This window comes from Tenacibaculum halocynthiae (genome assembly GCF_964512825.1).
Taxonomy (GTDB): Bacteria; Bacteroidota; Bacteroidia; order Flavobacteriales; family Flavobacteriaceae; genus Polaribacter; species Polaribacter halocynthiae.
Window position 1 is genome coordinate 219,789 of sequence record NZ_CAZELG010000043.1, and the last position, 10,244, is coordinate 230,032.

Sequence of the window (10,244 nt, forward strand, 5' to 3'; positions counted from 1 at the left end):
TATGCGTTCTAATTAACGTAGTATTAAATTTTTATTATTTATTGTTTAAATTGAAAAAGTTTGATAATGATTAAATTGTATAAAAAAACCTGGCTTTATACCAGGCTTTTCGTTTAAATATATATAGTTTTTAGTGTTTTGGTATACTAGCACTTCCACCTGGAACAGCTGTATAAAGTTCAATGCTTTTGATAGAACCAGCCTTTCGTTTTCCATTAACCATTTCAGTACTTCTTACTGTAGTTAGGCAAGTATTTCCTTTCCCACCGTCAGTTCCCAAAGAAAGGATTACTTCATCTTCATTTTCATCAATAAATCCAACAATATACATTAAAGGTACAATAGTTAAAGTTTTATAAGATGTACCGTGATATTCTATTTCAGAGTTACTTTTAATTACAATCGTTTTATTTGATGTTGCAGTAACTTTCATAGGAGCTCCTGCAAATCCCATTAAAGGAACTACATTAAGTAACGTTTCTCCTGTGAACTGAGCAACATTATAGCTCCCTGAAATACTCACAACCGAACCATAGTAACTACCAGCATTTTTATAGACACTTTTGTATTGACGAGTAAATTTGATTTTTAGGTCACTCCCTATTGGAGTTGTAATTGGAACTGTAAGCTCCCAACTGTTTCCATTTTGAACGAATGACATGGTGCTGTCAAAAGTATACACGGTAGAGGAAGTTCCATCTAAAGAAACACCAAGAGTAACTGTATAATCTTCTGTACCATCTTTGTGGGTTTTGTACTGTCCTTCTATAGATATGAATGCATTATTGAATACTTGAGAACTTGAATTGATGTGATAAAATCCAGCAAACTTAGCCAATTCTTTACTTGCTGTATTTGTTCCATTAGCAGGTTTCTTAACAGGAGTCGCTGTTACTGTTTGTAATGAACGAGGAATAGATAAATGACTATTTTTTAATGAAAAAAGATCGTTACATACCATTCCTCCTTCTGCAGAAGTTCCCATAATAATGCTATAATTAAATAAACCATCTAATGAGCTGAAAGAAAACACATACATATTAAGGTTGTAAACGAAAAGTCCCACATTTTGAAGGTTACCTTTATTACCTCCTATGTTGGTATAGTTGTATTGAAGTGTATTATCTGTTCCTATTTTAAGAATTTCTGCTCCTTTTCCTTTGTCTTCGTAGTAAGTACCAGCATACATAGCCATAGGAATTGGATTGTTGTAGGTTTCTCCATTGATATTTTCTATTGCTCCACTTAAACCATGAGTTACCTTACCTTTAAAAGATGAGGTAATTTGCTGACTGTTGTCTTTTCGTGTAAACTCTATTGTGAAATTTGGCACATCACTATTTACATCAGCCTGAGCTGTTAAGGTAGTTCCTGTCCATTCTATAGTTTTGAAAGCCTTGTGTGGTCCAGTAAGATGATATACGTTAGAGTTAACACCGTCTGGTGAATAGATTAGTGCTACATGAGGAGTTACTTCACCATTTTTAACCAATAGATTAGTGTCAATAGTAAGGAAAGAACCTGTACTATTTAGGGCATAGTACCCATTGAATGAAATTAGTGGCTCTGCATCGCCAATTGGGTTTACATATGGTGCATCACTTTCTGCTATTTTTAAAAGATAGTTGTGTAATTCAGTAGTTTGTTCTGCAGATTTGCTCGTTTTTTGAATTTGTGGAATTGTTAAATTTGACATGATTAGAAGTATTGTGCTGTAATAACAGCTGGTTAGTAAATTCTGAATCAAATTTCAAAAAATTAAGGCAAAAGAAGAATAAAAATGTAATGACGTTTTATTTGATTGTCATAAGAGGGGATAAATATAGAATAAGAAAAAGCACTATAATTATATCAATTCTATAAATTGAAGATAAATAGAAGTTTTAAGGAGTTATATTTAACTAATCGTATGTTATTATATCTAGGTATTTGTTCGTGACTTGTTATTTTTTTAGTTTCATAACTTCTTCTAATAATGGTGCAAGTCCATTTTTTGTTATCGTATCATTATTCCAAAAACTCAAAACACAGCTAACATAATTATCTCTTACTTTAGTAGCTACATAATAAATTGTCAAAGTTTTTCCGCCAGATGTACTTGCTAAAACTGAAGTTATTCCAGTGAAATCATAAATAATTTTTTTTGCTTTAGTTTCAGTTCCTTCAAATTCAATTTTAACTATTTCTTCTGAAATAATTTTCCCTCTTTTTTTTAGTTTTATTATTTCGAATTGCTGTTCAACAGTATTTTTAGCATCCTTAAGGTCCTTATGAACAGACCAATTCATTTGACCATTATAAGGACATTGAACATTATTCACATTTTGCCATTTACAATTGCTTCCCAATTTTATTTTTCTTCCAGCAAAGTTAATTTCATTAATGACTAATGAATTATAACATCGCTTAGGTATTTTACCTTCCATTATTAAATTAACTATCTTTCTTTCAAATTCTCTGTTTTTTTTATTGAATGATCCAAATTGGATTATAGTTGTTCGTTTATTCTTATTTTCTAAAAAATAATATGAACTATATTGAGTCAGTTTTTTATTTATTAAGGTAGTATTACTAACATAGTAATTATTATATTTTAAATTAGAGTCAGGAGTTTTTTTATCTTTCTTTTTTATAGAATACTTTCTGTAAACTTTTTTTAGTTTTCTATCTGTAAACTTGTAATTTAATGTTTGACTTGAAATATTAATGCCATCAATTTCGTAGAAAGTCAAGCCATTATTGTCTATTGCTTGTAAACGATCAAATATTTTTTTGTCTTGTGCGTAAAGAGTTGATAAAACAAAAAAGAATACTATTGTAAATAAGTTTTTCATTCTGAGAATTGTTTTTAGTTATAACTAATGTGCATGTATGTGAATTGTTAGTTTCAAGTAATAAAGTAAGAGTCATGAAAGTAGGCATAGGCTTTAGTGTATTCGATGAAACTTAACAATTAATAATATAAGGTGTTACTTGTATTATTGTCACCTAATGTTTGTAGTAGTTTTAAATTCATTATTTGAGTCTTTGATCTTAGTTAAAAACTCTTCCATTTCTTTTGTTAATAATAAATATTCCTGTTTTTTCCAAAATTTTGGATCATAAGGTTTTCTAAATTCGAAAACATCTTTTTTTAAAGAGTGTTTTCTTTTTAACTTCAAATTTGTTTGATTTAATGTAAGATATAAATGAGTTTCATTATAAATGTTTCTTATTCCACCTTCATTTATTAACTCAGTTTCTGTATTAATTTTAGCTTTGTGAATGAAATATTTCCCATTTTTAATGTTTTTTTTAAAAAAGATTGATTTTTCTAAATAATTTGTTTTGTATTTAAACCCTCTACCTTTTTTGTACGAGTCATTTAATATTTCTTTAATTTTATATTCTGTAATAGCATTATCATTTTTATTTGTGAGATAATAACCTTCTATTTTTGGTTTGTTTTCTGATTTTAGAAAAAATGAATATTTCACAAAATTCTTATCTTTTGACCTGTTCTTATTAAATTTAAATTCTTGAACATTTAAACCTATTCCTGCAATATGTTCAAATATTTGTTTGAAATTAAACATAACAAATTTAATACTCTCATTTATTCCTCTCTTTCTAACATTCAAGACTTCTACTTTATAGTTTTTTTTAGGCATTGGTTTTTCAGAAGTACCAAATAGCATTTTTCTATTGACAAAACCATTTAAATCTTGAATTTTCAGTAACCTTCCATTTTTTCTTATTTGGCATCTTAAAAAAAAAGTTTCAGTGTATGGTTCAGAAGGGTAGTTGTTAACTACAGAACGATAGATTTTTAAAATAGGATTTTTGTTGTTTAAAGTAATTTCACCTAATTCTTCAAATTTATTTTTTAGAAATATAGTATCATTTTTTATTTTATTAAAAGTTGTGAAAATTGGTTCATAACCAATTAATCTAATTTTAATTGAATCACTTTCAGATTTAAATAAAAATTTACCTTCAGAATTTGTTGAAGTGAAATTTCTATTGTTATAAACATCAGCATATTCAATAGGTTTTTTAGTTTCGTAATTTAATACAGTTCCATTTAATCTATTTTGACTGAATGATTTATTAATAATTAAAATTATTAATAACAGTAAGGTCTTTTTCATATTTTGAGTAAGAATTTCGATTTTGGTAAAGAACTAGAAGAATGGTAACTCTCGAGCTTATACTTAATCATAACTTTTTATTTTATCTTTTTCTGTTATAAAACAAAATCAACGGTGAGTATATGAAGCGTAGCATCCCACAGGGTGCTATGATTTTATATACAGTGTTATCTTTATTTTTCGAATGGGTTAAATGTCTTTTGAGAGTTTTCATCTTCCTCGTCTTCTGGGACGAAGGTCTTTAAAATTGGTCTAATTGTGTCATTATTAGGGTTAGGATATTCTTTACCATAACTTGACCAGCCTGAACTCCAATACAAAATCATTTCTTCCCATACAGGAATAGCTTTGTCTTTAGCTTTTTTATATTCGAAATTGTTTATTTCCTGAAATTCCTTAATAGGTTCTGAATACCATTCATCCTCCTCCTCATCATAAACTAATTCAAGTAGATTCAGATGTTCCTTTAATTCGTTTAATAGATAATGTCTTATATTCCATCCATATACTATAATATCAGAACCATAAATTGACAATACTGGAGCATCTGTCACATCATTTACTACAAATCTATGCCCTTTAATGGGAATTACTTTAGGAGCTTGGTTAAACCACTTTGAAAATAGACTCTCTTTCTCCTCGTCTGAATTCGGTCTTGTTTTCCCCCAAGACTTTAACCAAACCTTATTTGCTCCAACAACATCATCAAAAATGGTTCGATAAGGCCAGTTCAATCTATCTCGAATTTCGTCATTATCCTTCAACCAATTGTAGAAAAATGGTCGATAGCCAAGTTTAATTTCAGCATCTTCGTCAAATGTTACAGTATATTCAATAATTTCTTTTCTGTCAATAGAATGGAGAATCTTTAAAAACTCTCTATGCTCGTAAGAAAACTTAATCTCGTATTTTTTTTCAATGGAATCAATTTCTGAATCACTTAATCCGATCCATTTAGCACTATAAACCCACTTTTCACAAATAAAATCGTTTTCAGATGTTTCTGGATTTATACTCCAAAACTTTTCAGTACGTTCTTTGACCCAATAAAGAAACTCTGTATAATTTTCAGGTATTTTTAAACTCATTGTTTTGAATTAAAGATAACGTTTATGTATAAGATTATTTGCGGTTTTGTATGCGAGGATTTTCCGCAGGAAAATCAGACGTAACAAAATTGCAACAACCTTTGATTAAGCACTAATGTAGTAATTAATTTTATACTGTGTTACAAGCAGTTTTTTTATTATCGATAACCATAAATTATCAAATTTCCGTTGTCAATTTCCGATTCAAATTTTCCAATTGAGTCAATGATGTTTTTTATATTTTCAATATTTTGATTATAGATTTTTGGTTTCTCATTTGTCTGTCAGATGTCCATTCTTGAGGGAATATAATTTGTTCAATTTCTTTAAATGCACAAGGTCCGCCAAAAGTTATATTGTCATTTGTTCCAGTTTTAGAAAATGACTCATTAAATTTATCCGCACTTGGTATTTCTATTTCTCGAAGAATATTATCGAAAACACTTTTAATTAAACACTTTTTTGTTTCAATCGGATTACTTGATAATTCTTTGAACAACTTTGTCCATTTTGAATTATTTATAAATTGTCCAGGAAACATTTCGATTTTAGTTTTCAGTTGTTTTTCGTATTTCTCAATCTCAATCAAAGTTCTACTTTTAAATTGCTTGTAACGGTTTTGTGTATGAAACGTAGCGTGTAAAAGGACACTAACTTTTCGGATTAACACAGAGCCGAATTTTTATATTTTGTTTTTCGTTTTTTCTCTTTTTAAAAGCCAAATTAAAAATTTGGCGGTCTTTGCAAATAAATACAGACCTTTCGGTTAATCACTTATTAGCTATGTTTTATACACCGTGTTAGCGGTAGTTACTTTTCATTTTTCTTGTTCCAAATTCTGGCCATATTTTCTATGTTTTTAACAGTCATTTCTTGTGTTCTAATAAGTGTTCTAACTCCGTGAATCATAATCATTGAAGCTTTACCTGTTTCGATAAAATATTCTAAATCAATTCCACTTTCAAGTCTTATTGAACCAAATACAAAGTCATCCTTTGTTGATTTAAACATTCCATATCCATTGTCTTTCGAGTTGATTAATTTTCCAATAGTCTTTATTCTAGCTTTATTAGAGATTAATCTTTGAGTAGTCAAAATACTGTAATTATCAGAGTAAATAACTGTTGAACAAATGATTAGTTCATTTTCCTTTAATTCAAGTCCTATTCCAGAATAAGTGAATTCTCCATTCGATTCATAAAACTTTGTAAACTTATAATCATATGGTTTGAAAGTACTTCGTTTAATGGAAGCAATACAAATGTTATGTTTCGATTTGTCAGATTTTTTCATCTAGTAAGAAAGGCGTTTAACATCATCAGAATAGGTGTTGTTATTAGCAATGCGTAACCAATTTTACGTGTCAATATTTTTCTTTTTAACTTTTCAATGACTTTATGATTAGAGCTTAAAAAAATTACTTTTCTCATATGTTTAATTCCATAATATGGCTTGTTTTCCAAAATATCAGTGTGACTCGATTTCTGAATTATTGAAGTAGGACTTGATGCTAATATCAATATCATACTAGAAGCAAATACAATTGGAATAATAAAAAGTAGTGTTTCTTGCATTTTTCAGTTATTGCTTATTACTGCTAACGGTCTCGGCTATGATTTCGTTGTGGAATCATCCGCAGGATTATTCCACAACGAAATCCGCCGTTGATTAATACTTTTATTTTGGTGTGGCACAAAACCACAATGAATTATAGCCATTGTTACCACCAGTTATTTTATTCCGATAATTTTTTCAATCGGTTCGTTAATGTAATCAAATTCAAGTTTTTTCATTCGGTGTATTGGACTGTCAAATCCAATAATGTTGTTTCCACTAAATGACCTTAAATCCAAAACTCGAAATTTCTTTTTGTATTTAGTTAGCGTTTTCTTTTCCAAGTCCACAATTCCGATTCTTTGAAATGTTCCGCTAAAAAATGATTTGTCCCAAATTGGTATTGCTACTTTTTGTCCGTTTCGAGTCCAGATTGCTGGTCCGCCACAACTTTCAGGAATCAGAATTTCTTTATCGTCATTAAGTTTGACTTTGCATTTTCCACTTAATGGTGCACCCATTCCAACTTCGTTAAGATTTGAATATTTCAACGTAGCTTTATTTTGGTTTTCTTGTCCGTTTGAGTTTTCATTCGGAAAATCCCACGCATTTGGATATTTCAGAGAATCCATTGAGAATCCAACTATTCTGCCAATTGAAAGCTCGTCAAATTTTAATGCTTGCAGTATTGTTCGAGCTTTGTATTTGTCCGATTTTTTGGCTTTGTCAAACTCGTCCATTAATCCACTCACATAAAGGCGTTCGTTTCCCGTCATTCCCTCAATTCCAATAACGCTATTTGCTTTTTCGTAGATTTCTTCTTTGTTCATGTTTTTTATAGCTTGCAGGTAGCGGTCTAGGCTATGAGTAGTTGCGTGAGTTAGCACTTAACTTTGCAAGTAGACACCAAGTTGGAAATTCCGCAGGAATTTCCAAAGTAGGCGAGAGCAAGCAATTACTTATAGCCATTGTTAGCTACTGTTTTTAATTTTCAAAAGTTTCTATCAACTCCTTATCATTACTGCATAAGGGTGTTACTACATCTTCCTTAGGAAAAGCAATAATATTTAATTCTAGCTCACCAATATCATTACCTGACTGGTATGAAGGATAGCTTCCTGTCCAATTTATATTTAAGCTACTATCATTATTCAAAGAGAAGCCAATTTTTGAATTATTTATAGGTTCACCATCCCTTACACTAAGCATTGTAAATAATTGTTTGTCAGTCCATCCTTTTTTAATTTCAATTGTGGTTTTATCGAGTTCCTTTAGGTCATTTATTTTAACAGGGAAGTTTGCAAGCATTATCTCAGTACTTCCGTCAAACAATTCAAAAAACCTTGCACTTTTCCTTAGTGTATTAATTTTTCTAAAATAAATTTTGAGAATATTAGTCTTTTCAGATATTTTGTCTAATTCTATTTCTCCAGATATTGCTGGTTGGTAATGATATTCCTCAATTTTATCAGAATCTTCATCTCTCTCCCTAAATTTTACGTATTGTTTCATAGGTTTTGTCAAATTGTAGCTAACGTGATTGTATATGGAAAGTTGCGTGTTTGAGTGCGAGGATTTTCCGAAGGAAAATCAGACGTAGCAAACGTGCAACGACCTTTGTTTTAGCACAACACAAGTAATTTTTTATATACTGTGTTGTAAGTTGGCTTTTTTGTTTTAAAATTTCCACCAAGGTTTTTTCGGTTCTATTGGTTGAATTTCTTTTTCAATTCTCCAAAAGGCTCCGTCATATTTTTCATCCGCCTTTATGTTTGTCAAACTAACTCCATATGGATAGATTCCGTCTTCAAGTCCGTTTTTGATTCTTTTCATTAATCTCATAACTGGCCAACAGCGTGTTCCATCCGCCAAATTAACTTCAATGCTAATTTCTCCTTCTGGGGTGTCGTCGTCTGTTATCCATTTTGAGTCAGGAACATTTTTTATTAAAGTTTCTCCGATATAAGAACCAATCGAAAATATTTTTCCGCCATAACCTTTGGCAAGTCGACCACCTTTTATCGGTTGTCCATCTTTAGTATATTTTTGAAGAAATCGGTCGATTTCAATTAAACTTCCCATTGAATAATCCAATTCAATTCCATCTGATTTAAATGCTTTTACTGTCCAATCGGATTGCTTTTTTATGTCTTCTAATAATGTTGCCATTCGGTTTCTTTAGCTTGCTTACAACGTTAAACTGTATGGTTAGTGGTGTATTAAAAGTGCTAAAACTTTCAGTAAACAATAAACTTTTTAAAAAGAATCTAACTTTAAAGTTATGTACTTTGTAGCCATTAACTATACAGATTGTTAGGCACTGGCTTTATTTCTTTTCTAATTTATCTAATCTTTTTTGTAATTCAAGAAGCATTTTATTTTGCAATTTTAATTCTTCAATTTCTTTTTGCTGTTGGATTGTATAAAGTGTTAGCTCCTCAATTTTTTGTAACAACTTAGCATCCATTTCTCCAAGAAATATTCCATTTTGTTCAACTATCTTAGCACTTGGAATATCTTTTAAATGTCCTTTTTCTTTGATATAATTTTCTACCTCTTTTAAAGTTGGTAATTCATAATCATCATAAAAAACAAAATCAGACCAACCAGTTTCTACTTTAATTTCTTTTGCTCTTATTTTTCCATTAACAGCCAATTTCCATGCTCCTGGGGTTATAGTACCAATACCAACGTTTCGAGAAGAAAAATTAGTATATATAGCTACGTGTTCTGTATTTTGTGTACTTAAGGGCAAATTTCCACCACTATATCCTGCACTTATACCAAACCCGTCAGATAGGTTAACTAAATCTGCATATGAATAACCTCCTGTTGATATTTTTCTTCCAATTCTAATACCAGTCATTAAGTCTGAAGTTTCATTAGAATGAAATCGACTAACATATTTATTATCACTATATACAGAGAGTTTCATATCAGGGTTTGTAATTCCAACCCCTACATTACCGTTAGATTTTATAACCATTTTTTCAGAACCAGGAGTTCCATTATATTCGGTGTAAAAACGGTGATTGTGTTGACTAAAATAGTCTAAATCAGCATTGCTAATACCAAAACCAAAGTAATTATTTTCTCCCCCAGACCATAATGTGATTTTGTTAGGATATACTGATGGATTAGAATAATTAGTTCCTATATCTAATTTACTTTTAGGTGTTGTAATTCCAATACCTACATTACTACCTGTATCTGTTATCTGAGCTTCAAGTCCGAAACTCATCCCAATTAATGCGATTAATAAAGTTCTTTTTTTCATAATAAATTTTATTTTATAGTTATTTCTGTTCATTTTTTTTGCGCTTGTGCCTAACGTGTTCGTGTATGGTTCAGTTGCGTTGGCTAGGACTAAGGTAGTAAACAAAAACGTGCCAGAGAAAATTCCGAAGGAATTTTCCAAGTAGGTGATTACCTAAGCAATTAATTATACACGTCTTAAGTTTACAAAGTAGTA

At 30.1% G+C, this 10,244-nt stretch carries 11 protein-coding genes; all 11 read right to left on the bottom strand.

Translation table 11 applies throughout. The features are described from left to right. Positions 1 to 130 precede the first annotated feature (130 nt). The 11 genes from ACKTTQ_RS17445 to ACKTTQ_RS17495 all read right to left on the bottom strand — a co-directional run bounded on the left by ACKTTQ_RS17445 (position 131) and on the right by ACKTTQ_RS17495 (position 10,049). Positions 131 to 1,696, bottom strand: a complete 1,566-nt coding sequence (locus ACKTTQ_RS17445; RefSeq protein WP_408049926.1) for a hypothetical protein — start codon at positions 1,694 to 1,696, stop codon at positions 131 to 133. 247 nt (positions 1,697 to 1,943) lie between these two features. After that, entirely contained in the window at positions 1,944 to 2,834 is an 891-nt protein-coding gene (locus ACKTTQ_RS17450) for a hypothetical protein (RefSeq protein WP_408049927.1), read from the bottom strand. A gap of 150 nt (positions 2,835 to 2,984) precedes the next feature. Next, positions 2,985 to 4,130 carry a peptidase associated/transthyretin-like domain-containing protein gene (locus ACKTTQ_RS17455; RefSeq protein WP_408049928.1) on the bottom strand — a complete coding sequence of 382 codons (1,146 nt, stop codon included), beginning with the start codon at positions 4,128 to 4,130 and terminating at the stop codon, positions 2,985 to 2,987. Between the two features lie 173 nt (positions 4,131 to 4,303). Then, on the bottom strand, positions 4,304 to 5,218 hold the full coding sequence (locus tag ACKTTQ_RS17460; RefSeq protein WP_408049929.1) for a hypothetical protein: 915 nt from the start codon (positions 5,216 to 5,218) through the stop codon (positions 4,304 to 4,306). 235 nt (positions 5,219 to 5,453) lie between these two features. After that, entirely contained in the window at positions 5,454 to 5,807 is a 354-nt protein-coding gene (locus tag ACKTTQ_RS17465) for a hypothetical protein (protein ID WP_408049930.1), read from the bottom strand. A 221-nt stretch (positions 5,808 to 6,028) separates the two neighbouring features. Further along, on the bottom strand, positions 6,029 to 6,511 hold the full coding sequence (locus ACKTTQ_RS17470; RefSeq protein ID WP_408049931.1) for a hypothetical protein: 483 nt from the start codon (positions 6,509 to 6,511) through the stop codon (positions 6,029 to 6,031). After that, positions 6,508 to 6,792, bottom strand: coding sequence for a hypothetical protein (locus tag ACKTTQ_RS17475; protein WP_408049932.1), 285 nt, complete (start codon positions 6,790 to 6,792; stop codon positions 6,508 to 6,510). The genes ACKTTQ_RS17470 and ACKTTQ_RS17475 overlap by 4 nt, the downstream gene beginning before the upstream one ends. Before the next feature lie 156 nt (positions 6,793 to 6,948). Further along, the gene (locus ACKTTQ_RS17480; RefSeq protein WP_408049933.1) at positions 6,949 to 7,602 is read right to left on the bottom strand and encodes a hypothetical protein; all 654 of its coding nucleotides are present in this window, start codon (positions 7,600 to 7,602) and stop codon (positions 6,949 to 6,951) included. A gap of 154 nt (positions 7,603 to 7,756) precedes the next feature. After that, on the bottom strand, positions 7,757 to 8,284 hold the full coding sequence (locus ACKTTQ_RS17485; RefSeq protein WP_408049934.1) for a hypothetical protein: 528 nt from the start codon (positions 8,282 to 8,284) through the stop codon (positions 7,757 to 7,759). A gap of 165 nt (positions 8,285 to 8,449) precedes the next feature. Next, positions 8,450 to 8,941, bottom strand: a complete 492-nt coding sequence (locus ACKTTQ_RS17490; protein WP_408049935.1) for a hypothetical protein — start codon at positions 8,939 to 8,941, stop codon at positions 8,450 to 8,452. A gap of 157 nt (positions 8,942 to 9,098) precedes the next feature. After that, complete coding sequence (locus ACKTTQ_RS17495; protein ID WP_408049936.1) at positions 9,099 to 10,049, bottom strand: DUF4200 domain-containing protein; 951 nt, start codon at positions 10,047 to 10,049, stop codon at positions 9,099 to 9,101. Positions 10,050 to 10,244: the final 195 nt, after the last annotated feature.

Excerpts from the sequence above, each read along its gene's own strand:
- ACKTTQ_RS17445 (WP_408049926.1), bottom strand. The coding sequence starts at position 1,696 with ATGTCAAATTTAACAATTCCACAAATTCAAAAAACGAGCAAATCTGCA.
- ACKTTQ_RS17450 (WP_408049927.1), bottom strand. The coding sequence starts at position 2,834 with ATGAAAAACTTATTTACAATAGTATTCTTTTTTGTTTTATCAACTCTT.
- ACKTTQ_RS17455 (WP_408049928.1), bottom strand. The coding sequence starts at position 4,130 with ATGAAAAAGACCTTACTGTTATTAATAATTTTAATTATTAATAAATCA.
- ACKTTQ_RS17460 (WP_408049929.1), bottom strand. The coding sequence starts at position 5,218 with ATGAGTTTAAAAATACCTGAAAATTATACAGAGTTTCTTTATTGGGTC.
- ACKTTQ_RS17470 (WP_408049931.1), bottom strand. The coding sequence starts at position 6,511 with ATGAAAAAATCTGACAAATCGAAACATAACATTTGTATTGCTTCCATT.
- ACKTTQ_RS17475 (WP_408049932.1), bottom strand. The coding sequence starts at position 6,792 with ATGCAAGAAACACTACTTTTTATTATTCCAATTGTATTTGCTTCTAGT.
- ACKTTQ_RS17480 (WP_408049933.1), bottom strand. The coding sequence starts at position 7,602 with ATGAACAAAGAAGAAATCTACGAAAAAGCAAATAGCGTTATTGGAATT.
- ACKTTQ_RS17485 (WP_408049934.1), bottom strand. The coding sequence starts at position 8,284 with ATGAAACAATACGTAAAATTTAGGGAGAGAGATGAAGATTCTGATAAA.
- ACKTTQ_RS17490 (WP_408049935.1), bottom strand. The coding sequence starts at position 8,941 with ATGGCAACATTATTAGAAGACATAAAAAAGCAATCCGATTGGACAGTA.
- ACKTTQ_RS17495 (WP_408049936.1), bottom strand. The coding sequence starts at position 10,049 with ATGAAAAAAAGAACTTTATTAATCGCATTAATTGGGATGAGTTTCGGA.